General features: G+C 66.2%; 24 protein-coding genes and 1 tRNA gene. 3 read left to right on the top strand and 22 right to left on the bottom strand.

Annotated elements, in window-relative coordinates:
• Positions 1-682 precede the first annotated feature (682 nt).
• Both ACIA48_RS11235 and ACIA48_RS11230 read right to left on the bottom strand, forming a co-directional pair.
• Positions 683-1,384 carry a cell division protein DivIVA gene (locus ACIA48_RS11235; protein WP_396730829.1) on the bottom strand — a complete coding sequence of 234 codons (702 nt, stop codon included), beginning with the start codon at positions 1,382-1,384 and terminating at the stop codon, positions 683-685.
• Positions 1,385-2,046: 662 nt separating this feature from the next.
• Positions 2,047-2,120: transfer RNA gene (locus ACIA48_RS11230), tRNA-Pro, on the bottom strand.
• Between the two features lie 90 nt (positions 2,121-2,210).
• On the opposite strand from ACIA48_RS11230, the gene ACIA48_RS11225 reads away from it, so the two are divergent.
• Entirely contained in the window at positions 2,211-3,698 is a 1,488-nt protein-coding gene (locus ACIA48_RS11225; RefSeq protein ID WP_396730827.1) for a cryptochrome/photolyase family protein, read from the top strand.
• Here the strand turns inward: ACIA48_RS11225 and ACIA48_RS11220 are convergent.
• The 8 genes from ACIA48_RS11220 to ACIA48_RS11185 all read right to left on the bottom strand — a co-directional run bounded on the left by ACIA48_RS11220 (position 3,695) and on the right by ACIA48_RS11185 (position 10,848).
• Positions 3,695-4,462, bottom strand: coding sequence for a sulfite exporter TauE/SafE family protein (locus ACIA48_RS11220; RefSeq protein WP_396732718.1), 768 nt, complete (start codon positions 4,460-4,462; stop codon positions 3,695-3,697). The genes ACIA48_RS11225 and ACIA48_RS11220 overlap by 4 nt on opposite strands.
• A 50-nt stretch (positions 4,463-4,512) precedes the next feature.
• Positions 4,513-5,442 (bottom strand): sulfite exporter TauE/SafE family protein, encoded by a 930-nt coding sequence (locus tag ACIA48_RS11215; RefSeq protein ID WP_396730825.1) that lies wholly within the window; start codon positions 5,440-5,442, stop codon positions 4,513-4,515.
• A 160-nt stretch (positions 5,443-5,602) separates the two neighbouring features.
• On the bottom strand, positions 5,603-7,024 hold the full coding sequence (gene der, locus ACIA48_RS11210; protein ID WP_396730823.1) for a ribosome biogenesis GTPase Der: 1,422 nt from the start codon (positions 7,022-7,024) through the stop codon (positions 5,603-5,605).
• Positions 7,021-7,707, bottom strand: a complete 687-nt coding sequence (gene cmk / locus ACIA48_RS11205) for a (d)CMP kinase (RefSeq protein ID WP_396730821.1) — start codon at positions 7,705-7,707, stop codon at positions 7,021-7,023. Before cmk ends, der begins: the two co-directional genes overlap by 4 nt.
• Entirely contained in the window at positions 7,704-8,447 is a 744-nt protein-coding gene (locus ACIA48_RS11200) for a pseudouridine synthase (protein WP_396730820.1), read from the bottom strand. Before ACIA48_RS11200 ends, cmk begins: the two co-directional genes overlap by 4 nt.
• Positions 8,440-9,180 (bottom strand): SMC-Scp complex subunit ScpB, encoded by a 741-nt coding sequence (gene scpB, locus ACIA48_RS11195; RefSeq protein ID WP_396730818.1) that lies wholly within the window; start codon positions 9,178-9,180, stop codon positions 8,440-8,442. The genes ACIA48_RS11200 and scpB overlap by 8 nt, the downstream gene beginning before the upstream one ends.
• Complete coding sequence (locus tag ACIA48_RS11190) at positions 9,170-9,991, bottom strand: segregation/condensation protein A (protein WP_396730817.1); 822 nt, start codon at positions 9,989-9,991, stop codon at positions 9,170-9,172. Before ACIA48_RS11190 ends, scpB begins: the two co-directional genes overlap by 11 nt.
• Complete coding sequence (locus ACIA48_RS11185) at positions 9,988-10,848, bottom strand: ParA family protein (protein WP_396730815.1); 861 nt, start codon at positions 10,846-10,848, stop codon at positions 9,988-9,990. The genes ACIA48_RS11190 and ACIA48_RS11185 overlap by 4 nt, the downstream gene beginning before the upstream one ends.
• Positions 10,849-10,977: 129 nt before the next feature.
• On the opposite strand from ACIA48_RS11185, the gene ACIA48_RS11180 reads away from it, so the two are divergent.
• Positions 10,978-11,733 carry an O-methyltransferase gene (locus ACIA48_RS11180; protein WP_396730813.1) on the top strand — a complete coding sequence of 252 codons (756 nt, stop codon included), beginning with the start codon at positions 10,978-10,980 and terminating at the stop codon, positions 11,731-11,733.
• Between the two features lie 108 nt (positions 11,734-11,841).
• Here the strand turns inward: ACIA48_RS11180 and xerD are convergent, their stop codons facing one another.
• From xerD to ACIA48_RS11150, 6 genes are all read right to left on the bottom strand, one after another.
• On the bottom strand, positions 11,842-12,789 hold the full coding sequence (gene xerD, locus ACIA48_RS11175; protein ID WP_396730811.1) for a site-specific tyrosine recombinase XerD: 948 nt from the start codon (positions 12,787-12,789) through the stop codon (positions 11,842-11,844).
• Entirely contained in the window at positions 12,786-13,406 is a 621-nt protein-coding gene (locus tag ACIA48_RS11170; RefSeq protein WP_396730809.1) for an NUDIX domain-containing protein, read from the bottom strand. The genes xerD and ACIA48_RS11170 overlap by 4 nt, the downstream gene beginning before the upstream one ends.
• Positions 13,399-15,132 carry a CTP synthase gene (locus ACIA48_RS11165; RefSeq protein WP_396732716.1) on the bottom strand — a complete coding sequence of 578 codons (1,734 nt, stop codon included), beginning with the start codon at positions 15,130-15,132 and terminating at the stop codon, positions 13,399-13,401. Before ACIA48_RS11165 ends, ACIA48_RS11170 begins: the two co-directional genes overlap by 8 nt.
• A 160-nt stretch (positions 15,133-15,292) precedes the next feature.
• Entirely contained in the window at positions 15,293-16,234 is a 942-nt protein-coding gene (locus tag ACIA48_RS11160; protein ID WP_396730807.1) for a copper transporter, read from the bottom strand.
• 41 nt (positions 16,235-16,275) lie between these two features.
• Entirely contained in the window at positions 16,276-17,460 is a 1,185-nt protein-coding gene (gene steA, locus ACIA48_RS11155; protein ID WP_396730805.1) for a putative cytokinetic ring protein SteA, read from the bottom strand.
• A gap of 92 nt (positions 17,461-17,552) precedes the next feature.
• The gene (locus ACIA48_RS11150) at positions 17,553-17,933 is read right to left on the bottom strand and encodes a VOC family protein (RefSeq protein WP_396730803.1); all 381 of its coding nucleotides are present in this window, start codon (positions 17,931-17,933) and stop codon (positions 17,553-17,555) included.
• 31 nt (positions 17,934-17,964) lie between these two features.
• On the opposite strand from ACIA48_RS11150, the gene ACIA48_RS11145 reads away from it, so the two are divergent.
• Positions 17,965-18,540, top strand: coding sequence for a TetR/AcrR family transcriptional regulator (locus ACIA48_RS11145; protein ID WP_396730801.1), 576 nt, complete (start codon positions 17,965-17,967; stop codon positions 18,538-18,540).
• A gap of 4 nt (positions 18,541-18,544) precedes the next feature.
• Here the strand turns inward: ACIA48_RS11145 and recN are convergent, their stop codons facing one another.
• Genes recN through ACIA48_RS11115 form a run of 6 tightly spaced genes read right to left on the bottom strand, consistent with a single transcriptional unit; the run spans position 18,545 to position 24,029 of the window.
• Positions 18,545-20,299 (bottom strand): DNA repair protein RecN, encoded by a 1,755-nt coding sequence (recN, locus tag ACIA48_RS11140; RefSeq protein ID WP_396732713.1) that lies wholly within the window; start codon positions 20,297-20,299, stop codon positions 18,545-18,547.
• Positions 20,299-21,222, bottom strand: a complete 924-nt coding sequence (locus ACIA48_RS11135; RefSeq protein ID WP_396730799.1) for an NAD kinase — start codon at positions 21,220-21,222, stop codon at positions 20,299-20,301. The genes recN and ACIA48_RS11135 overlap by 1 nt, the downstream gene beginning before the upstream one ends.
• On the bottom strand, positions 21,219-22,028 hold the full coding sequence (locus ACIA48_RS11130; RefSeq protein WP_396730797.1) for a TlyA family RNA methyltransferase: 810 nt from the start codon (positions 22,026-22,028) through the stop codon (positions 21,219-21,221). The genes ACIA48_RS11135 and ACIA48_RS11130 overlap by 4 nt, the downstream gene beginning before the upstream one ends.
• Before the next feature lie 6 nt (positions 22,029-22,034).
• On the bottom strand, positions 22,035-22,211 hold the full coding sequence (locus ACIA48_RS11125; protein ID WP_278221043.1) for a hypothetical protein: 177 nt from the start codon (positions 22,209-22,211) through the stop codon (positions 22,035-22,037).
• 8 nt (positions 22,212-22,219) lie between these two features.
• Positions 22,220-23,242 (bottom strand): HAD-IIA family hydrolase, encoded by a 1,023-nt coding sequence (locus ACIA48_RS11120; RefSeq protein WP_396730795.1) that lies wholly within the window; start codon positions 23,240-23,242, stop codon positions 22,220-22,222.
• A 1-nt stretch (position 23,243) separates the two neighbouring features.
• A complete protein-coding gene (locus ACIA48_RS11115; protein ID WP_396730793.1) occupies positions 23,244-24,029 on the bottom strand; it encodes a tetratricopeptide repeat protein in 786 nt (261 codons plus the stop codon).
• Between the last annotated feature and the right edge of the window lie 188 nt (positions 24,030-24,217).

Below are 24,217 nucleotides of genomic sequence, written 5' to 3'. Positions count from 1 at the left end.
TATTCGTCTCCGCCTTCACCCAAAGATAGGAACATCCCGATGACTCGCACGCTTTGCCAAACAAGTCCCCTGGACGATCACTACACCGTGATCAGTCGCGATACGCAGGGGCAGACCTGTCGAATCGTGATCGCCTGCAGCGCTGCAGACGCGGTCGAGACGCATCGTGAGCACTACCCCGGAGGCGCGATCGTTCGCGTGTTCGGGAACTAACGGCGTCAACTGTTCGGCCTGCCGCTCTGCGGGGCGGCGGGCCGAACCTATTTTTCAGCGCTACGGGACTTGCGTCCACGGCGAAGCCGAGATTTCCGGGCCACTGCCTGGATACGAGCCCGCCTCGTCGATATCGGCCATGCTCGTATCGCTTGCGTCTTGTGCGTAAGTGCACCCGGCTTGGTCCGCCGAGCCCACCTCGAACGGTTGATGAGCCCACCCACCTGATATCGACCCCCAGCAGGTCGGTTCCGCCGACGCCGGACCCGCAACCCCGATCAAGCCGTAAGCCAGAGCACCGGCGATGAGTAGCTTGGTTACTTGCGAAATGATCTTGACCATAGTAAAGGCCTCCCCCAGGAATTCGCTGTGGGCAATACTTACCATGGCGTAAGCCAAGATCACAACGGCTGCGGAAAACTTCGGTAAGACGTCCTAGCGACGGTTGCCGAGGTCGTCGCAGGGAGGATCACGCGCTCGACTCTGCCGAATCCTTTGCCTCTCGGTATGCCGATTCGAGGGTGGCTGGAACCTCTTCCAGGTCGCGATACACACCCATCAGCTGCTCCAGAACTCGGACCCTTTGCTCTCTGGCCGCCTGCGCCTCCTGCCGGGCCTGCTCGCGATAAAAATCAGCCTCCTGCTTTGCATCGGCGAGGAGCTGCTCACGATGCTCTTGCGCGTCCTGCCGCGCCGCTTCGATTTCTGATTGGCTTTCGGCGCGCATCGCGGCCAATTCTTCGTCGAGTTTTTTCTTGGCTTCTTCATACTCGGCCGATAGGGCGTCTTGCTTTGCGACCATGTCCGCCAACAACTCTCGGTGCTTTTGTTGCTCGGCCTCAACTTCGGCTGCGGCTGCCGCGATCAGCGCCTGTGCCTCGGCCCGCGCCTCGGCCTGCATCTCGGAAACCTCGTCGACCGCACGCTGCAGCATCTTGGCCATTCGCTGCTGCATCGCACGCGGAGACGACGAGGTGTCGACGAGATCAGCCAGCTCATTCCGCAGGACGTTCACTTCACGGTCGCGTTCCCTGAGTCGGCCCCTGAGGCTCTCAATGTCGTTGAGCAGGAACTGCTGTTTGGTGGTGAACGCCTCGATGGACGCATCAACCGCAGTCGGCTCGTAGCCCCTGAACGTGCGGGAAAACGTCTTGACAGGTTCGATTGTCAATGCAATTCCCTCCTGGAAATATCTGGCGGACTCTCGACACTGACCCAACATCGAGCAACGGCCGCACGGCGACCCGAGCGCGTCGGCGCACCCTCGTGCGAAGCAATCCAAGAGTGCCCCGCAGACGACGTCGCCAACCAGGGTGCCATGAAAGTGGCTGGCGTCGCGACCGTCGGGGTGCAGACGCTACGCTCCCGTGGCGGACCGAACGTGTGACGCTGTCAAGCTGCCATCGAGGCGGCGCTGCGCCACCTTTTGGTACGACCTTTTCACTTTCAGCGTCGCCTGCGGGTGGGCCGATGCCTCATCTTCTGCATCATTGAGAATCTTCATGTCGCAGCTCTGCAATGGCGGCCCGAACCTGTCTAGGGCACCCCGCACCCGGCGCCGCTCCAACTTCCGAACCATGCGTCACCTCTCTCGCCAAGCAAATTGATTGCCACCTCGACACTCGCGGCGCCGGCTTGGAACTTCCTAAACGGACGCGATGGGCAGGACTCGCCGACAGTGCCACTCATCGGCGCGTTACTTACGTCCGGCGGGTATGAGGAAAGGCGGTCCGGGATAACTCCCTGGGCCGACGGGAGCCGCCGGCTCCCAGCATCATGTCCCCCGACAAAAACGAAACCCGCTCGGCTTCGCCGGCGGGTTTTCGTTTTCTGTCGGGCTGACAGGATTTGAACCTGCGACCACTTGACCCCCAGTCAAGTGCGCTACCAAGCTGCGCCACAGCCCGTGGTGCTGCCAGGATCGCCGGCAGCAGATCGAAAGCCTACCGCAGCGCCCCGTCACAATTGCAATCGCTCACCCCGGGTACTCGACTCCTGTGACCACGCACGATGACACGCCGCTCTGGCTCTTCGCTGACCAGTTGGGCCCCGCAGTTCACGGCGGGGAACACGCTCATCGCGAGATCCTGCTCGTCGAGGCCACCTCCGCGCTGCGCCGTCGCCGCTACCACCGCCAGAAGCTGCACCTCGTCCTGTCCGCGCTCCGGCACGCCAAGCGCGACCTCGGTGACCGCGCCACCCTCATCAGGACCGACTCCTATACCGACGCCCTGGAGCGGTGCGGACGCCCCGTTCTGGTGCACGAACCGACCTCATTCGCGGCCGAGCGATTCGTCCACGACCTCAAGAAACAAGGCCTCGTCGCCGACGTTCTCCCGACGCCGACTTTCGCACTGCCCCGCGCCGACTTCGCCGAGTGGGCCGGCAACCGCACGAGATTCCGGATGGAGGACTTCTACCGCGACCAGCGCCGCCGGTTTGACGTCCTCATGGACGGCTCCGATCCCGTCGGCCGTCGGTGGAACTACGACGAAGAAAACCGCGAATCACCGCCCAAAAAGCAAGCGACACTTGACACTCCAAAGCCGTACCGCCCCCGCGAGGACGACATCGACGACGAGGTGCGCTACGACCTCGACCGTATGGAGATCGACACCGTCGGCGACGACGGCCCGCGCCTGTTCGCCGTCACGCCGTCTGAAGCCAAACGCGCGCTGACCCGCTTCATCGACCACCGCCTCGAACTCTTCGGCCGCTACGAAGACGCCATGATGGGCCAGGACTGGGCCATGTCGCACTCCCTGCTGTCCGTCCCCTTGAACCTCGGCGTGCTGCATCCGCTCGACGCCGTCCACGCCGCCGAACAGGCCTACCGCCAGCAGCAGGCTCCGCTCGCCGCCGTCGAAGGCTTCATCCGCCAGATCCTCGGCTGGCGCGAATACATGTGGCATCTCTATTGGCACTTCGGCCCGACCTACACTCGCAACAACAAGCTCGAGGCGCGGACCAAGCTGCCGGACTGGTGGACGGACCTCGACGCCGACTCCGTCACCGCCGAATGCCTGCGCCACGCCCTGATGGGCGTCCGCGACCGCGGCTGGACACACCACATCCAGCGGCTCATGGTGCTGGGCAACCACGCACTGCAGCGCGGCTACAACCCGCGTGAGCTCACCGAGTGGTTCGCCACCGCCTACGTCGACGGATTCCGCTGGGTCATGCCGACCAACGTCATTGGCATGAGCCAGCACGCCGACGGCGGCAAGCTCGCCACGAAGCCCTACGCGTCAGGCGGCGCCTACATCAACAAGATGAGCGACCACTGCGCCGACTGCGATTACGACCCGAAGAAACGTCTCGGCGACGACGCCTGCCCGTTCACGGCGGGCTATTGGGCGTTCGTCCATCGACATCGAGACATGCTCGCCAAGAACAACCGCACGCAGCGGGCGGTGTCATCGATGGAGCGACTCAAAGACCTTGACGCGGTGCTCGAACAGGAAAAGGGGCGCAAGCACTTCTAAAGAGTCAGCAGCCGCCACAGCCCGATCAGGCCGACCACGACGATGAACGCGCGCAGCGCATTCGGCGACAGCCGCCGCCCGTAGTGCGCGCCGAGAAACCCGCCGATCGTCGACCCCAGTGCGATCAGGCCGGCGGCCAGCCAGCTGATTCGGTCGAAGGCGACCACCGTATAGGCCACTGCCGCAACGATGTTCACCACCAGTGACAGCAAATTCTTGGCGGCATTCATCCGCTGCATGCTCTCGGGTAGCAACGCGCCCATGGCGGCGATCAGCAGGATCCCCTGCGCGGCGGTGAAGTACCCGCCGTAGATGCCGACGGCGAACGTCGCAAGAACGAGCATCACCATCTTCCGGGGTGACACGTGCTCCGCGGATTCGCCCGCCGCCTCGGATCGCTGCCGTGCCCAATTCTGAATCCGCGGCCCGACCACGACCAGCACCAGCGCGAGGATCAACAGCACCGGCACGATCTGCTGAAAGACCTTTTCTGGCAGGTGCAGCAGCAGCCACGCACCCAGCCCTGCGCCGACGAACGACGCCGGCAACTGCCACCTCAGCCGATTCCACTGACCGCGCAGCTCGCGCCGATAGCCCCACGTCCCCGACGCACTGCCCGCCACCAACCCGACGGCGTTGGACATCGTCGAGGTGACCGGCGGATACCCCAGCGCGACGAGCGTGGGGAACGTGATGAGGGTGCCTGACCCGACGACCGCGTTGATCGCGCCTGCCCCGACACCCGCCAGGGCTATCAGGATCATGTCGATGACGGGCACCGGAGCGAGCCTAGCGCCCGCGATTCAGGGCTTTATCAGCGCGCCTCGTCGGCCGGAGCCTCGGCCTCTGCGACTTCGGCCTCGAGGTCTGTTGGCACGAAGGCGGGCGCCTTCGACAGCTTCCACGCGAGGTACACGAACGTCGCCCAGGCAACCACGATGCCGGTGTAGATGAGGGTCGACCACGGCGATGTGATGCCGAAGTACTTCACCAGCTTCTGCGAGTTCGTCAGCACGATCACGCCACCGACGGCCGTGCCGAGCAGCGCCGGGCTGACTCGACTCACCAGCCAAGCCGCGAACGGTGCGGCGATCACACCACCCAGCGCCAATCCGAGCACGATCGGCAGGTTGTGGAGGAACTCCTCACGCAGCCCGATCAGGAATCCCAGCGACGCCGACACCGCGACCAGGAACTCCGACGCGCTGACCGACCCGATCACGGTCCGCGGCGCCGTCTTGCCCTGCGACAGAAGCGTGCTCGTCGTCACCGGACCCCAACCGCCGCCTCCCGACGCGTCGATGAAGCCGCCGAAGACCCCCAGTGGCGTGAGGAACTTCGCGCTGAGCTTGCTGCCGCCGCCGGTGACGGCCGGCGGAGTACGCAGCGAAAAGCGCAGCAGCACATAGACACCGATGGCCAGCAGGATCGCCGCCATCAACGGGGCCGCATCCTCCGTCGACAACGACGACAGCACCGTCGCGCCCAGAAAGGCGCCGACCGCGCCGGGTGCGCCCAGCTTCGCCACGATCGCCCAGTCGATGTTCATGAACTTCCAGTGCGACAGGCCCGACGCGAACGTGGTGCCGACCTCGGCGAGGTGGACCGCCGCGCTGGCTTGCGCCGACGCGACACCGCTGAGGACCAGAAGCGTCGACGCCGTGACGCCGAAGGCCATGCCGAGCGCACCGTCGACCAGCTGCGCGCCGACGCCGACCAGGGTGAAGATCAGAAGAGAACGCATGAATTGGGCTGCTTTCGAATGAGGCGCCTACCGGCGACCAGGGTTATCGGACGCGTATCAAGGACGCGGACAACACCAAAGGTCAAGCACGTGCCGAGGCTACCCAGCAGCAGCGATGCCCAGCAGAGTTGAAATCAGCCTGATTCTGAAGATTCGACAATTACCGCGAGCGCGATTTCGACCCGCGCTTCTCCCGCACCCGCACGTTGATCCGGATCGGGCTGCCCTCGAACCCGAACGTCTCACGCAACCGACGCTCCAGGAATCGCCGGTAGCCGGCCTCTAGGAATCCGGTCGTGAACAGGACAAACGTGGGCGGCCGTGCCGTCGCCTGGGTGGCGAACAGAATCCGCGGCTGCTTACCGCCGCGCACCGGCGGCGGGTTGGCCGCGACGATCTCCTTGAAGAACGTGTTCAGCCGGCCCGTGGGCACGCGGGTGTCCCACGACTCCAGCGCAGTCTCCAGAGCGGGCACCAGCTTCTGCACCGCCCGGCCGGTCATCGCCGAGATGTTGACGCGCGGCGCCCACTGCAGCTGCGCCAGCTCCCGGTCGATCTCCTTTTCCAAGAGATAGCGCCGGTCCTCGTCGACCAGATCCCACTTGTTGAACGCCAGCACCAAAGCCCGACCCGCCTCGATCACCATCGTCAGTACCCGCTGGTCCTGCTCGGTGAGCGGCACCGACGCGTCGATCAGCACGATCGCCACCTCGGCGGCATCGATCGCGCCGTGCGTGCGCACCGACGCATAAAACTCGTGGCCGCTGGCCTGTCCCACCTTGCGGCGCAGGCCGGCCGTATCGACGAATCGCCACAGCTTGCCGCCCAAGTCGATCAGCGAGTCGACTGGATCGACGGTCGTGCCCGCGACATCGTGCACCACCGAACGCTCTTCTGCCGCAAGACGATTCAACAGTGAGCTCTTGCCGACGTTCGGCTTGCCCACCAGAGCGACTCGACGCGGCCCTCCCCCGCCCGAGGCCATCTCCGATATCGGTGGCAGCAGGTCGATCAATTTGTCGAGCAGATCAGCCACGCCCCGGCCGTGCATAGCACTGATCGGCTGCGGCTCCCCCAGCCCTAGCGACCACAGGGCTGCGGCGTCGGCTTCGCCGCGCTCGTTGTCAACTTTGTTGGCCGCCAGAAAGACTGGCCTACCCGATCGCTGCAACAGTTTTGCCGCGGCCTCGTCGGCTGCCGTCGCCCCCACCACGGCGTCGACCACCAGGATGATCGCGTCGGCGGTGCGCATCGCCACCGACGCCTGCTCGGCGACCAGCTGCTGCAGACCCTTGGCGTCGGGCTCCCACCCGCCGGTGTCCTGCACGACGAAGCGACGTCCCAACCAGTTCGCGTCGTAGGACACCCGGTCGCGCGTCACACCGGGAACGTCCTGCACTACGGCCTCGCGTCGGCCCAGGATGCGGTTGACCAATGTCGACTTGCCGACGTTGGGCCGACCGACCACGGCCACCACCGGTGGCGGCGCGGCGGCTTCCTCGATCGCCTCCGCGACGTCTTCTGCCCCGAGCTCCCAATCGCTCTCGTCAGACCATGTGCCGTCCGAATCCGATGAGCTCATGTCGACGCACCCGCGCGCTGCTCGGCGAGTTCGGTCAGGTGCGCGATCACCTCGGCCTCAGTCATGTCACTGGTATCCACCACCACCGCGTCGTCGGCCGCACGCAGCGGTGACACCGCGCGCGTGGAATCCAGATGATCCCGCCGCTTCACGTCGGCCAACACCGCCTCGTACTCGTCCACGCGTCCGCCCGCGACGTTCTGGTCGTTGCGACGCCGCGCCCGCTCCTCTGCCGACGCCGTCAGGAAGATCTTGAGATCGGCGTCAGGCAGCACGACCGTCCCGATGTCTCGGCCCTCGACGACGACGCTGCCCGGCCCTTCCGCAAGCTCGCGCTGCAACCCGACCAGCCGCGCGCGCACCGCCGGTACCGCCGACACGGCGGACACCGCCTTGGTCACCTGGTCGCCGCGGATCTCGTGCGAAACATCCTCGGCGTCAAGGTAAGCCTTGTCCTCGTCGGGGTCGTAGCCCACCGACAACGGGACATCCGCAGCAGCCTCCTCGATCGCCGGCGTATCGGCCAAGTCGACGCCGGCCCGCACCACGGCCAGCGTGACGATGCGGTACATCGCTCCGGTATCCAGGTATCGCGCATTCAGCGATCGCGCCAAACCCCTTGACACCGATGACTTTCCGGTGCCGGCGGGACCGTCAATCGCGATGATCAGAGACGCTCTCACATTCCCACCGCCTTGTACAAAGCGCCGAGTTCCTTCTGAGTCAACACCCGGATGCTGCCCGGCCGCTGATCCCCCAATGACACCGCCCCGATATCGGTTCGCACCAGCTCTTTCACCGGAAACCCGACGGCGGCCAGCAGCCGCCGCACGATCCGCTTGCGTCCCTCATGCAGTGTGACCCGCACCAGTGTCTTTCCGGGAATGGTGTCCACGACAGCGAAGTCGTCGACGCGCGCCGGACCGTCGTCGAGTTCGATCCCGTCACGCAGCTTGCGGCCGAGCCCGCGGGGCACGCTGCCTTCCACCGTTGCCAGGTATGTCTTGGGCACTTCATACGACGGATGCATCAGGCGGTGCGCGAGCTCGCCGTCGTTGGTCAACAACAACAGGCCCTCGGTGTCGGCATCCAGGCGCCCAACGTGAAACAGCTTCTTGTTCCCGCGAACCCGGTGCTCGACCAGATCCCCCACACACGGGCGGCCCCGATCGTCGGACATCGTCGAATGCATGCCCTTGGGCTTGTTGATGGCCAGGTGCACCAGTGTGTCGTCGACGGTGATCCGCGCGCCGTCGACCCGGATCACGGAAACGTCGGGATCCACCCGGGTGCCCAGCTCGGTCACGATGCGGTCATCGACCTCCACGCGGCCGTCGAGGATCATCTTCTCAGCGACCCGCCGTGACGCAATTCCGGCCTGCGACAACACTTTCTGTAAGCGCACGCCCTCCGCTTCAGCCATCGGCGTCTTTGTCCACATCGAAAGACATCGGCGCATCAGCGGCAGGCGCACCGCTTAACTTCATGAAACGTGGCTCCTCGTCAAGTGTTTCGCTCAGATCGTCAATCACGTCGACATCCGGCAGTAGCGGCGCGATGTCCGGCAGGTCCGCCAGCGATGTCAGTCCGAGCCGCTCCAGAAAGAGTTCGGTGGTCGAGAACGTGACCGCACCCGAGTCTGGGTCGACGCCCGCCTCGGTGACCAGTCCGCGCGCGAGCAGCGTCCGGATGACCGCGTCGACGTTGACGCCGCGCACGGCACTGACCCGCGCCCGCGTGACGGGCTGACGGTACGCCACCACCGCCAGCGTCTCGAGCGCCGCCCGCGTCAGCTTGGATCGCGCACCGTCGAGCAGGAGCCGCTCCACGTACGGGGCGAACCGCGCGCGGGTGTACATCCGCCAGCCGCCGCCGGCCTCGCGAAGATCGATGCCGCTGTCGCGGTCGCGCAGTTCAGCGGCCATCGTCTGCAGCCGGGCCCCGACCCGGTAGGCGGGTTGTCCAGTCGCGGCGGCCAGCTGCTCAACGGTCGCGGGGGTGTCCACCACCAACAGCAGCGCCTCCAATACCGCCCCGAGTTCGGAGTCCCCCATCTCGGGTGCCTCGGCAACATCGATGCCGAGGTCGAGCCCTTCGTCGAGCTCGGTCTCCGGTGGCGTCTCTGTCGAAACGTCGGTCGGAGTGTTATCCGTCATAGTGGTCTTCTTCCACCGCCAGGTGTTGATGGGTAGGCCGTTCGCCTGTCCACGAAATCTGGAGCGCACCAAGCGGTTCTGGTTGTTCGAATGCTACTGCTCTGGCCCGGTACAACTCGAGCAGCGCCAGGAAGCGGCCGACGATCTCGATCGGTGCCGCACAGTCGGCCACCAGGTCACGGAACGACGCCCACTGGCCGATGCCGCGCCCTTCCAACAGCGCCATCAGATTACTGACCTGCTCGGGCACCGAGACCGTCACCTGGTGCAGGTGCTCCAGGCCGACGGTCGGCGCCGGACGCGGTGTGAACGCCGCCGCCGCGATCTGCGCGAACGTCTCGGCGTCGACGCCGATCATGACCTCGGGCAGCAGCTCCTGATAGTTCTCTTCGAGCGCCACGGCCCGCGGGTAGCTGCGCAGCGCGGCAGCCTCGAGTTCAGCGAACATCTCCGCGACGTGCTTGAACGCCCGGTATTGGAGCAGTCGCGCGAACAGCAGGTCGCGCACCTCGAGCAGCGCCAGATCGTCCTCGTCGTGCACCTCCCCGGCCGGCAGCAGCCGGGCTGCTTTGAGATCCAGCAGTGTGGCCGCGATCACCAGGAACGTGGTCGTCTCTTCGAGTTCTAGTTGGCGGCCGATCTCCTTGGTGTAGGCGATGAAGTCGTCGGTCACCTGGTGCAGCGCCACCTCGGTGACGTCGAGGCGATGCGCGAAGATCAGCTGCAACAGAAGATCGAACGGGCCCTCGAAGTTGCTCAGCCGAACCTGGAACCCCGCCTGCTGCGACTCTTCGGTCACCGCTTCAGTCACGCGCCGAACCGGTCAATGACCTCGCGCGCCAATGACCTATACGCTTCGGCACCAACAGATTTCGGCGCCCACGAGGTGATCGGCTCACCGGCGACGCTGGTCTCGGGGAAGCGCACCGTCCGGGTGATGACGGTGTCGAACACCAGGTCGCCGAATCGCTCGAGAACTCGGGCCATCACTTCGCGGGAGTTTACGGTGCGCGGGTCGTACCGGGTGATCAGGATGCCGCCGATGGACAGCCTCGGGTTCAGCCGGTCGTGCACCTTGTCGACGGTATCGGTCAGCAGCGCCAGGCCGCGCAGCGAGAAGAACTCGCACTCGGTCGGGATGATCACCACGTCACTGCAGGCCAAACCGTTGACGGTGAGCAAGCCCAGCGACGGCTGGCAGTCGATCAGGACGTAGTCGTAGCGGTCCAGTACCGGGTACAGCGCGCGCGACAGCGATTGTTCGCGGCCCACCTCGTTGACCAGCTGGATCTCGGCGGCCGACAGGTCGATGTTGCTCGGCACCAGGTCGAGGTTCTTGACGCGGGTGCTGATCAGCACGTCGTCGATCGACGCGCGCGGTTCGACCAGCAGGTTGTGGACGGTGTGCTCGAGTTCGTAGTGCGGCACGCCCAGGCCCGCCGACAGCGCACCCTGCGGATCGAGGTCGACCAGCAGCACCCGGCGTCCGTATTCCGCCAGGCTCGCACCGAGGTTGATGGTCGACGTGGTCTTGCCGACCCCACCCTTCTGGTTGCACATCGCAATGACCTTGGCCGGACCGTGCGAAGTCTTCGGTTCGGGCGTCGGGATGGCTCGCGGTGGGCGACCGGTCAAGCCGACGCCGCCGTCTTCGTCGTCGTCAGCCACGCCGACCGTCGCTGGTCAGGCAAGACGTAGGCATGGCAGACATCCGGGCAAGTTTAACGGGAGGTGACTGCCTGGTCTGCCAGACCCGCGGGCAACTTTTTTCCGGTAATCCCGCCTAGGCTGGCGCACGTGAGCCTCAAGCGCCGCATTCCGTTCCTGCGTTGGTCGTTCTGGCGGCTGGCGATCGGGTCCCGCAACATCACGAAGACCGGTCAGATCGGCGACGGCCGAGAAGCGGCCGCGGCCGACTACGTGGTGGCCAATGCCCGCCGCGGCGACGTCGACGACGTGATCGCTAAGGTTGACGAGTTCGCTTACGAAAAGTCTTTCCTGATCAACATCGGCGACGAGAAAGGTGAACTGCTCGATGCCGCGGTGCGCCGCGCGAACGCCAAATTGGTGCTCGAGTTGGGCACCTACTGCGGCTACGGCTCGCTGCGGATCGCCCGCGCCGCGCCGACCGCCAAGGTGTACTCCGTCGAGTTGTCCGCCGCCAACGCTGCAGTAGCGCAACGTATCTGGGAGCACGCCGGCATCGCGGACCGGGTGACGTGTGTAGTCGGCACGATCGGCGACGGCGGAACGACCCTCGATGCGCTCGCCACCGAGCACGGCTTCGCCACCGGCACGCTGGACCTGCTGTTCGTCGACCACGACAAGGCTGCCTATCTGCCCGACCTGCGCGCCATTCTGGACCGCGGCTGGCTGCACAAGGGGTCCATCGTGGTCGCTGACAACATGCTGATTCCGGGCTCCCCCAAGTACCGCGAGTACATGCGCGAGCAGGAAGGCAAGCTGTTCGCCACCGCCGAGCACAAGACGCACGGCGAGTACCAGACGCTGGCGCCCGACCTCGTGCTCGAGTCGGAATACCTCGGCGGCTAGGTCGCGGGTCGACGCGCGCCAGCCAAACCATAGTGAGTTGGTGCCAAGCTCTGAGCGATGTGCTCCAAGGAGGCGCGACCCCCTGCTGCCAGCTTTCCCGCGCCAACCTCACTGCGCCCGCGGATGCGCTCCGGCCCACACCTCTCGCAGGGCCGTCACCGTCACCATCGTGTAGATCTGCGTCGTGGTGACCGACGCGTGGCCGAGCAGTTCCTGGACGACGCGAACATCGGCGCCGCCGTCGAGCAGATGCGTGGCGAACGAGTGCCGCAGGACGTGCGGCGACACCGCCGACGTGATCCCGGCGCGTTCGGCGGAGTCCTGCAGCACCTGCCACGCACTCTGGCGCGAGAGCCGGCCGCCCCTGGCGTTGAGGAAGATCGCCGGGGTCCCGCGCCCGCGGCGCGCCAGCTCGGGGCGCCCACGCACAAAGTACGCATCCAGCGCGGTGACCGCGGGCCTTCCGACAGGCACAAGCCGCTGCTTGCCGCCCTTGCCCCGCAGCAGCACCGAGCGTGCGTGGGTGTCGACGTCGTCGACATCGAGGCCGACGGCTTCCGAGATCCGCGCCCCGGTCGAGTAGAGCAGTTCGAGTAGGGCCCGGTTGCGAAGCGTGAGCGGCCCGTCGGCCTCATTGTCACCGCCGGCGCCGTCCAGAAGCGCGAGCACCTCGTCGATCGACAGGCTCTTGGGCAACCGCCGGCTCGGCGTCGGCGGTTTGACGGCCGACGCGACATTGAGCGCGGTGAGACCTTCCGCCTCCGCGAAGCGGTGCAGCCCTCGGACCGCGATCAGCGCACGCGCGGCCGACACCGCCGACAACGGGACAACCCCAGCGTCGGGATCACCGCGGCGCAGCGCGACGAGGAAGTCACTGACGTCGGACTCGGTCACCTTGGCGAGGTCGTCGATGCCGCGTGGAGCGAGGTGCTCGGAGTAGCGCCGCAGATCCCGGCGGTAGGAGCTCAAGGTGTTGGCCGCGACGCCGCGCTCGATGGTCAGGTGATCGAGGTAACCCTGGAGCTGGCCGTCGAGGGCAGACCGAAAGGTTGTCATTTGTCGGCCTTACGTTGCGCCAGCGCATGCGGCCGGTCGGTCCACGGCGCGTCCACCGACCGCAACGAGGATCGATCACCCATGCTGTGCGCGGCCAGGATGCCCGCCACCGCAAGCGAATTGACGATCTCGCCGGCGAACACCATCCGCACCGCCTCGTCCAGCGGGAACCACTTCAGTTGCAGATCGGCTTCTTCGTCGTGGGCGTCGGGCCGTCCGATGTCGGTCAGCCCCGTCGCCAGGTAGACCCGTACGCTCTCGTCGGTGAAGCCCGGTGTCGAGACGAGGTCGGCGAGAACGCGCCAGTCCGACGCGGCGAGGCCGGCCTCCTCTTCCAGTTCGCGGGCCGCGGTGAGGTGAGGCGCTTCGCCGTCCGAATCCAGCAGACCGGCCGGGAGCTCCCACAGCCGGCGGCCGATCGGATGCCGGTACTGGTAGACCATCGCGACGTTGTTCTCGTCATCGAGCGCAAGGATCCCCACCGCGCCGTAGTGCTCGACGACTTCACGCTTGGCGATGTTGCCGCCCGGCATGCGCACCTCATCGGCGCGTAGTGCGAAAATGCTTCCGACATGAAGGATTTCGGATTTGACGGTCTCGAAATCGTGTTCAGCCACGGGCTTCCGTTTTTTGCAACTCGGGGTCGCGCAACTGTTGCCCGAGCTCGTCGGCGTGCTCCGATCCGTTCGCGTGCTCCGGAATGTCCATCCCGGGGAGTCGCTCCTCGGCCTTGTAGTTCAGCGCCGCGCCGACGAACGCCACGAACAGCGGATGCGGCCGCGTCGGCCTGCTCTTCAGCTCCGGGTGCGCCTGGGTGCCGACGATGAACGGATGCACATCGGCGCCGTACTCGACGAACTCGACAAGGTGGCCGTCCGGCGACGTCCCGCTGAACCGCAGCCCACTCTCGGCGATTCGGTCACGGTAGGAGTTGTTCACCTCGTAGCGGTGCCGGTGCCGCTCGGACACCTCCCGCGCACCGTAGGCCTGCGCCACAATCGAATTCGCCTCCAGCACCGCCGGGTAGGCACCCAGCCGCATGGTGCCGCCGAGGTCCGCATCTCCGGCCACCGCGTCGCGCTGGTCGGCCATCGTCGAAATCACGGGGTCTGGGGTCTTCTCGTCGAACTCCGCGGAGTTGGCCTCGGTGATGCCAACCGAGCGCGCCGCCTCGATGACGATGCACTGCAATCCCAGACACAGGCCCAGGACCGGAAGGTTCCGTTTGCGTGCGTATCGGATGGCGCCGATCTTGCCCTCGATGCCGCGGATGCCGAAGCCACCGGGAATCAAGATGCCGTGGACGTCACCGAGCGCGGCGGCCGCGCCGTTGTCGGTTGCGCAATCGTCGGAGGCGACCCATCGCATCTCCACCTTGGCGTGGTGGGCGAAGCCGCCGGCGCGCAACGCCTCGGCGACCGAGAGATAGGCATCGGACAGATCGATGTACTTGCCCACCAACGCGATTCGCACCGTTTCGCGGGGCTCGTGCACGCGGTGCAGCAGGTCGTTCCACTGCGTCCAGTCGACATCGCGGAACGGCAGGTTGAGCCGGCGCACCACGTAAGCGTCGAGTTCCTCACGGTGCAACACCTTGGGGATGTCGTAGATCGACGGTGCGTCAGGCGTGGAGATCACGCCATCGATGTCCACGTCGCACATCAGCGCGATCTTGTTCTTCAGCGGTTCGGGCACGTCGCGGTCACACCGCAGGATCAGCGCGTCGGGGCTGATGCCGATGCTGCGCAAGGCGGCCACCGAGTGCTGCGTCGGCTTGGTCTTCAACTCGCCGGACGGCGCCATGTAGGGCACCAGCGAGCAGTGCAGGAAGAAACAATTCTCGCGGCCGACCTCGTGTCGCACCTGCCGGGCGGCCTCCAGGAACGGCAGCGATTCGATGTCACCGACTGTGCCCCCGATCTCGGTGATCACCACGTCGGGACGGTTTCCGGCGGGATCCGGGTTGGCCATCTCCAGGATGCGCCGCTTGATCTCATCGGTGATGTGCGGGATGACCTGGACGGTATCGCCGAGGTACTCGCCGCGACGCTCCTTGGCGATCACGGACGAATACACCTGTCCGGTCGTGACATTCGCCGATCCGTACAGATTGCGATCGAGGAACCGCTCGTAGTGGCCGACGTCGAGGTCGGTCTCGGCACCGTCCTCGGTCACGAAGACCTCGCCGTGCTGGAACGGGTTCATGGTGCCGGGGTCGACGTTGAGGTAGGGGTCCAGCTTCTGCATCGTCACCTGCAGGCCGCGGGCCGTCAGCAACTGTCCGAGGCTGGAGGCGGTGAGGCCCTTCCCGAGGGAGGAAACGACGCCACCCGTGACGAACATGTGCTTGGTGGGGGCTTGCGGGTGCTTGCGTAGTGCTGGCAAGAGCAACCTCCGTGACGACGCGGCAGGGGCTCGCTGTGAGTAGCTGGGGCCTGCCGACCCACGGAACCCAACCCTAACACCGACGCCGACAAGCCGTCGCTGGCGCGCCGCCGTTTGATTATTGCGGGATGGTTACCGATGCGGCGCCCTGGCCGATGCCGTACTGACCGGGCTTGCCGCCGCCGGCCAAGTCACCCAGAGCCATCACCGAGGTGATCCGACCGGACTCCGAGTCGATGTCGTCGACCGTGGTGACGACCGTGCTCAGCGAGGCATCGGACCGCACCACGGCCACCGCAGCGGTACCGGAGGCAGACCCGTCACGCCCGACCAGCGCCGTGCCTGCGCCATGCGGAGCCATCCCGGCCGCGAACCTGGCGACCGTGGACCCCTGGTTCCCGGCGTTGTCGGGCAGTGCGCCGCCCGTCACGATTAGTGCGGTGTTGGCCGCGCCGATGCGCTCGTTGCCATACGTGATGAAGCCGGTGTCGCGCAGCGTCGCCAGCACGGTGTCGCGCTGCGTGTCGTCGACGACCGCCACCTTCGGATCTCTGTCGATCAGCAGGCTGATGCCCAGCAGGTCACCGGCCTGTGAGCCCTGGTCCACCGATGTGGTGCTCAGCTGTTTTCCGGCGGGCACGATTGGCGAGTTCACCACCGACAGCAGCTTCTCGGCCGAATTGGCGTTGATGAACTCCGGCGTGAGCCCCACGGTCCCGGTCACCGTTCCGCCGGCCTCGGACACCAAGCGCGTCAATCCCTCGACGTCGTCTTGTGCCGCATCTGGCGTCCTGAAGATCACGACGGACTTCCCCTTGAGGGAGTCACGCAAGATCCGGGGCGCCATCTGAGAGTCGAACTCCCCTGCGGCACTCAGCTTTTCGTTGATGGCGTTCTTGTCATCGGTGAGCGTGTTGATCTGGTCTTGGAGTTCGGTCTTGTCGGCACGCAGGCTCGACAAGACCGTGTCAGAGAGCACACCGGAACCCAGCGCGACCCCGATTGCCAACGCAAGAAAAACCGCCGCGAGCGAAATCGCGTGTGAGCGCAGGGAAATCACTTCATATTCTCCTCTTCACGCAGGCGCTCATCGGCCACCACCTATGTGACCCAGCCCTGTACCCAGAGCGCAAACCGATTCCAGTAATCAACGACCCAATCCACTAGCGCCGTATCTGCGCGAGACACCCACAGCGCGACGATCACCGCAACCAACATCGCGAGCACGAGCAGTGCGATGGCACCGCCGGAAACCCGGCTGCGATACAACGTGGCGACGGCTTTGGCGTCGACCAGCTTCTCCCCGACCTTCAACCGGGTGAGGAAGGTCGACGGGTTGCTCTGCTGGCGCGACCGGTCGAAGAACTCCTCGATGCTCGCGGAGTGTCCCGCGGTCACGATCAACGAGGCTCCGTGGTGATCGCACAGCAGCAGCGAAAGATCGGCGGCCGATCCGGCGGCCGGGAACGTCATCGCCCCGACACCGAGGTCTTGAATGCGCTCCAGGCCCGCGGCGTGACCGTCGGCGTCGGCGGGCAGCACGACCTGCGCACCGCAGCGCAGCGCGTCGGCGCTGATCCGGTCCGGGTCGCCCACGATCAGCTGCGGCCGATAGCCGGCCTTACGAAGCACGTCGGCTCCGGTGCCGACGCCCACGAGCACTGGTTGGTACTCCTTGATGAACGGTTTGAGGGCCTTGAGGTCGGCGGCCGAACTCGGCTCCTCGGCCACGATGACGACGTGGCGGCGGTTCATGTCGACGTCGACGTCAGGGATGCCGATGCCGTCGATCAGCAGCGGGCTCTCGCTGCGGATGAACTCGATGGTGTTGCCCGCGAAGGCTTCCAGATGTGCGACCAGCCCGCTCTTGGCCTCATGCATCAGCTCGTGGATCTCGTGGTCGGTGCGCTCGGCGCCGAGGATCAGGCGACGGTCACCGGAGTAGACACCGCCCTCATGCAGGCGCACCCGCGAGCCGTCCTTGACCTTCTTGAACACCTCGTCGCCGGTGTCGTCGATCAGGGTGACCCCGTTGGCGACCAGAACCTCAGGCCCCAAGTTGGGGTAGCGACCCGAGATCGACGGCGACGCGTTGACGACCGCGGTGACGCCGGCTTCGACGAGCGCATCCGCGGTGATCCGATCCAGATCCAGGGCGTCGAGGACGACGATGTCCCCGGGGTTGATGCGCCTCAGCAGTCGATCGATGTCGCGGTCTACACGCGCGGTGCCGGTGATGCCCGGGCGTGAGCTGGCATTACGAGATAGCAGCGCTGACATCTTCATGCGGCGATTCTGTCGATGGGCGCGCGGTATCTGTCGGAGGCGCGCCGTAACATCCGCCTCAGAAGTCAACTTTTGTCACAACTGCAACACAACTATGAGTAGGGCTCGAACAGCTCGACCAGGTTGCCCGCCGGGTCCGGCACGAGCGCCTGCCGTCCACCCCGGCCGTCGATGACGTCGCCCCGGATATCCGCGCCGAACTTTCGGAGGCCGGTCACGACCTCGTCCAGATCATCGACCTGAAGCTGAAATCGGTTCCAGCCGCCGGGTTCTGGTCGACCGCCGTCGGCGAGCGTCTGGCCGGCGCCGCCACCGCCGCCCGGCGAGTTCAGCAGCAGCCGCAACTCCCCACGGCGCAGCATCGCGAAGCCCGGCCCCGGTCGCATCGCCACCTCGAACTGCAAAAGGGATGTGTAGAAGTCCACTGCAGCATCGACATCGTCGACGATGTAGCGAACGCTGATGTTAGTCATCTTTGCACCTCCTAGCCTTTATGATACATAAATGTCCCAAAGACGACAGGTCGATCCCCGGGTGGGCCATTCCCGAAGGGCTATATGCCGCGCCGCGCTCGACGAGTTCGCGGCCGCCGGATATGCGGGCTTTCGGATGGAGTCGGTCGCCGCGCGGGCCGGCGTCGGACGCAGCACTCTGTACCGGCACTGGCCGGATAAGGCGGCACTGATCGCCGATGCGCTCGAGACCCTCAATGTGCAGCCGAACCCGAACCGCGAGCTGGTCGCCGGGACGGCCCGGGAGCGCGTCGAGTTGCTGCTGAGCCACCTCGTGCGCGCGCTCACCGACTCGCCGGTGGCGGCGTGCATTCCGGCGCTGATCCATGCAACGGCAAACGAAACGGTCGTTCGCGACTTCTTCCACCGCTACTCGGCGGGGCGGCGCCAGCGCCTGACCGACACCATTGCCGCCGGCGTTGCCGACGGTCAGTTTCCAGCGCGCGTCGATGCCGAGGCGGCCTCGAAGGCACTGTCCGGTGCGGTGTTCTATAGCCGACTGATGACGGCCGACACCCTCGACGCCGATTTCATCGCTGAGCTGATCGACACCGTGCTCGGGGAATGACGCCCTAGGTGTCTCGTTCTTGTTGCGCGGCCTCGAGCAGCTCACGGGCATGCGCTCGCCCGCTGTCGGACTCTCCGAGCCCAGCCAGCATGCGGGCCAGCTCGGCCACGCGATCGTCGTCGTCGAGCCGGCTCACCCCGCTGGCCTTGCCCTTCCCGCCGCCGTCGACCACCAGATGGACGTCGGCATAGGCGGCCACCTGCGGCAGATGGGTGACGACAATGACCTGATGCGTCCTGGCCAACCTCGCCAGCCGGCGGCCGATCTGCACCGCCGCGCGGCCACCGACGCCGGCGTCGACCTCGTCGAAGACCATCGTCGTGCCCTCGGTCGACGCTGCTAGCACGACCTCGAGCGCGAGCATCACGCGCGACAACTCGCCGCCCGATGCGCTCTTGTTGAGTGGCAGCACGTCCATGCCGCGGTGCGCCGCGAAGCCGAACTCGACCGCGTCGACTCCGTATTGGCCGGCGTGGGCCGTCACACCCGGGGAGACGGTCAGTGGCGCGGTGTCGTCGACGCGCGCGGCCATGGGCGCGACCGTCACGCTGAAGCCGGCATCGGCCATCGCCAGGCCTGACAGTTCGGCGGTCACCGCCTTCGACAATCCCTTGGCCGCCTTCGTCCGCGCTTTGGTGAGCTCGTCGGCCGCGACGACGACCTCGTCGTGCAAGGCCACGACCTGACGCTCCAGTTCGGCCAGCGCTTCCTCGGACACGTCGAGCTGCGTCAACCGGTCCCCTGACTGTTTCGCCCACTGCAGCACACCGTCGATGTCGGCGGCGTACTTGCGTGTCAGCGTGCGCAACTCGCTCTGCCGCAACAGCTTGGCCTCGAGCGTGCTGGCATCGCTGGGCAACGCCGCCAGATAATCGCCGAGTTCACTTGCCACATCGCCGATCACCGCGAGTGCACTGTCGAGTTGTGCGGCCAGCGCGCGCAGCGCGGCATCGTCGGTCGCCTCCAGCGCCGACTTCGCCTGCCCCGCAGCGCCGAATGCTGACAGGATTTCGGGCGACGGATCGTCGTCACCAGAGAGCGCGGCCCGTGCGGTCTGGGCGGCTTCGCGTACCGCGTCCAGTTCCGACAGCCGTTGGATGTCGCCGACGAGTTCGTGGTCCTCGCCGGGTTGCGGTGCGACCGTGTCGATCTCGTTCAGGGCGAACTTGAGCTGGTCTGCCTCCTGGGCGAGCTCACGCGCTCGCTGGGTGCGGTCGACGAGGTCACGGCGCGCGGACAGCCATTCCTCCCGCACCTTCCGGTACCGCTTGAGTTGCTTCTCGATGTCGACGAAACGGTCCAGCGCTCCGCGCTGCTCATCGGGACGCATCAACCGCAGCTGATCGTTCTGACCGTGCAGCGTGAGCAGTTCGGTGGTGAACGTACCCAGCGACTTCGCAGGCACGCTGCGTCCGCCGAGATAGGCCCGCGAGGGGCCGTCGCGGGCGACGGACCGGGCAGCGATGACGCTGCCGTCGTCGTCGCGCTCCGCTCCCGACGAATCGAGGATCTCGTCGATCTGGGCCGTGACGTCTTCTCCCAGTTCACTTGTCGTGAACCGGCCTTCGACGACAGCACGCGCGGCACCCGACCGCACCCGCGTAGCGTCGGCGCGCGAACCCCCGAGCAAGTGCAGACCCGTGACCACCATCGTCTTGCCGGTGCCGGTTTCGCCGGTGAGCACGGTGAGACCGCGGTCGAACTCGGCGGTCGCGGTGCTGATCGCGCCGAGCGACTCGATACGGATCTCGGATAGCACTACTGCCCGCGCCACCCTGTGACCGGCAACCGGAACTTGCGCACCAGGCGGTCCGTGAACGGCGCGCTGTCCAGCCGCACCCATTTCAGCGGTGTGCCGCACCGGGTCACTTCCAGGCGACCACCGGCGGGCACCACCATTTCGCGACGACCATCGCAGAACACCAGCGCGTCGTGACCCGTCGACTCGACCTCGATCGCGATGGATGCGTCGGGGCTGGTGACCATCGGGCGGGCGAACAGCGCGTGAGCGTTGTTGGGCACCACCAGGATTGCCTCTAGATCGGGCCATACGATCGGCCCGCCCGCCGAGAACGCCCACGCAGTCGAACCGGTGGGTGTCGCCACGAGCACGCCATCGCACCCGAAGGCGGAGACCGGACGTCCGTCGACTTCGAGGACGGCACCGAGCACTCCCAGGCGCGGCCCCTTCTCGAGGCTGGCTTCGTTGAGCGCCCAACCGCGGTCGATGATCTCGCCTTCGGCGCGAACGACGACGTCGAGCGTCATCCGCTCCTCGACGCGGTAGTCACGGTTGACGAGATGGTCGAGCACAGAGTCGATGTTCTCGGCTTCCGCCTCGGCGAGGAAGCCGATGCGGCCCAAATTCACGCCTAGGACCGGGATTTCGACGTTGCGAGCCAACTCGGCCCCGCGCAGGAAACTGCCGTCGCCACCGAGGACAAGTACCAGTTCGCAGCCTTCAGCGACATTCTCTTCGGCGTCGACGACCTCAATTCCGGATCCCAGCGCGCGCACATCGTCGGGTGATAGATGTTCTGGAGCGCGGTCGACGGCCTCCGCTGATAACACCCTCAGTCGAATCCCATTGTCGCCGAGCACTTTATGGACGCGGCGTGCAACGTCGGCGGCGTCGTCGCGGCCGGTGTGGACGACCAGCAGGATGTCGCGTTCGATGCTCATTGCGGGCCCTCTGCCACGGCTCGGCGTACCGCCTCGTCGAGTGATTCTCCCTCTAGCGGATTGTCGGTCCGCGATCGCAGCCGCAAGAAGTACTCGACATTGCCAGACGGACCGGGCAGCGGGCTGGCGGTGACGGCGACGGTGTGCCATTGCAGTGCGGCAGCGCGGCCGGCGACGGTGAGTACCGCTTCGGCGCGCAACTGAGGATCCGCGACGACGCCGCCAGCGCCCACGCGATCCTTGCCGACCTCGAATTGCGGCTTCACCATGGGAACGATATCGGCGTTGGGATTGGCACACGACGTCAGTGCCGGTAGCACTGTGGACAGTGAGATGAACGACAGGTCGGCGACGACCAGGTCAACCTGACCGCCGATCGCCTCAGCCGTGAGTTCACGCACGTTGGTGCGCTCCATGACAGTGACGCGCGGATCGTTGCGCAGCGACCAGGCCAACTGGCCGTAGCCGACGTCGACTCCGACGACCTCGCGGGCGCCACGATCGAGTAAGACTTCGGTGAAGCCACCCGTGGACGCTCCGGCGTCCATGCACCGCCGGCCGTCGACATCGATGCCGAACGTGTCGAGTGCGCCGATCAGTTTGTGCGCACCGCGCGAAACCCAGGAGCGTTCACCGGCGTCTTCGACGGTGAGTGCGGCGCTGATCGCGATGGCGGTGGCGGGTTTGGCGGCGCGCATGCCGTCGATGCTGACGCGGCCCGCACCGATCAGTTCGGCGGCCTGCTGGCGGGAGCGGGCCAGGCCGCGACGCACCAGCTCGGCGTCAACACGTGCCCGCCGTGCCACGTGCGCTCAGCCCTTCTCGACCGATTCGAGCGCTCGGACCAGCAGCTCGTGCGCCTCCTCGAGCCGCGCGGCGATGACGTCGATCTCGGAGTCGGCGATTTCGACACCCTCCTGTGCGGGGTCCGGCAGATCTGCCAGTAACTCCGCGATCTGGGCGCGAATCTGGTCCGGGTCGGTACTCATGTCGATGTTCACGCTAGCCGATCAGCGGGGGTGAGCACGGACCATGGCTCCAGGGCCTGTCGCGCGGTGTCGTCGCCCGCGGAAATCGTGAACGGGCGCCCGTCGAGGTCCGCACCCCAGACCGCGCTGGCGGTGGCGCGTACAACCGAGAGTGCGTCACCGCGGTCCCTGCCCGTGGCGTGGACGACCACGTCGGATGAGCTGATGTCGATGCGCCAGGCAGGGTGCGATTCGACGCGAAGGATGTCGGCGCGGGCGTACAGCGAGCGGAGGTCGGCCGCCAGATAGTCGGGCCGCTCCGAGGCTTCCGCCCGGATCATGTCCTCAGCCGTGCTGACACCGGTGAGGACCATGAGACTCGGCAGGTTGGCCGCGCTGGCCCCGGCGATGTCGGTGTCGAGGCGGTCACCCACGACCAGCGGCGTATTGAACGTGCCGCGGGCCAGCGCATCGTTCATCAACGTCGGGTGGGGCTTACCCGCGACCTGCGGCTCCTGATTGGTCGCCGCACGCAGCGCTGCGACCATCGAACCGTTGCCAGGCAACAGACCTCGCTCAGACGGCAACGTCAGATCTACGTTGGCCGCGACCCAGAGTGCGCCGTTACGGATGGCCAACGCCGCTTCGGAAAGGTCGGACCAACCGGTCTGCGGAGAATGGCCCTGGACGACGCCGACCGGATCGTCGGAGAACTGCCGTACTGGCTTGAGTCCGGCTTCTCGCACCTCGTCGGCCAACGCATCGGTGCCGACGATGAGAACCGCTGAGCCGGGCGGCAATTGGGCCACGAGTAGATTCGCCGCGCTCTGCGCACTGGTGACGACATCGTCCGGTGTGGCGGAGAAACCAAGGTCCTTGAGGTGCTGGGCGACCTCGGCCGGGCTGCGGGACGCGTTGTTGGTGACATAGAGCGTGCGAGAGCTGACGGTCGATAAGGTTTCGACCGCGCCCTCGGTGGCTTCATGCCCGCGAAACACGGTGCCGTCGAGGTCAAGCAGCAGGCAATCATGTTCCTGCACAAGAGCGCTCACGTCAGCTCAGCTCCGTGATCCGGTCCTCGGCGTCGGTCAGCCCCTCGACATCCGCGGCGGCAGCGCTGATGAACCACTGCAGCGCCTCCTCGTCGCGACCGAGCGCCAGCAGCGTCTCGGCGTAAACGTAGAAGAGCCGCACGGCGGTCTGACCCGTTCGCGTCTTATCCAGTTGGGGCGTAGACAGTATGGCGATGGCCTGCTCGTGCTGACCGAGGTCTGAGCGGGCGCCGGCGGCGACGATGCGCATCTCGTCGGCGTCGTCGCCGGTGAGCTCGGCGGCTTCGGGGCTGCGGGACAGCTCGATCGCCTTTTCGGGACGTCCCACGCCGCGTTCACAGTCAGCGATGAGCGGGAGCAGGGCGGACTTGCTGCCCATCCGGCGGGCGGCGCGTAGTTCCGCCAGCGCCTGAGCCCAGTCTCCGCATTGGTAGGCGGCGATTCCGACGGCTTCCCGGACCGCGGCGATGCGGCCCGACCGGGCGCGTGCCGCGCGTGCGTGAGCCAGTGCGGTTTCGGGATCCTCATCGAGGAGTAAGCCGGCCGCGACTAGATGTCGTGCGACAGTATCGGCGGTGGTCTTGTCCAAAGTCGTGAGCTCACCGCGGATTTCGGGTGCCAATTGTTTGGCTTCGATGTCAGCGGGGATGGGCGGTCCGTCGTGCTGCGGTGTCGCACGCTCCTCAGACCGCGGTTGGGCGCGGCGGGCCCGGTTGGGGCCCGATGAGCGCGGCGCCGAACGCCGGGGCCCGCGCCCGCGGTTGTCGCCGTTTCCGTCGTGAGCCACATATGCCTTTCTACCCGATCGCGCGACTATTGAGAATTAGAAAACAATTGTCGCAAATAGAATCACCCCCCACGCAATTGTGGGGGGTGATCCTTAATTTGTGTTCGGCGGTGTCCTACTTTTCCACCCGTGTTGGGTAGTATCATCGGCGCTGGCAGGCTTAGCTTCCGGGTTCGGGATGGGTCCGG

This window comes from Mycobacterium sp. NPDC051804 (assembly GCF_044452905.1).
Lineage (GTDB): Bacteria > Actinomycetota > Actinomycetes > Mycobacteriales > Mycobacteriaceae > Mycobacterium.
The sequence above is the reverse complement of the archived record's forward strand: the minus strand, read 5'-3'. Positions and strand labels throughout refer to the sequence as shown.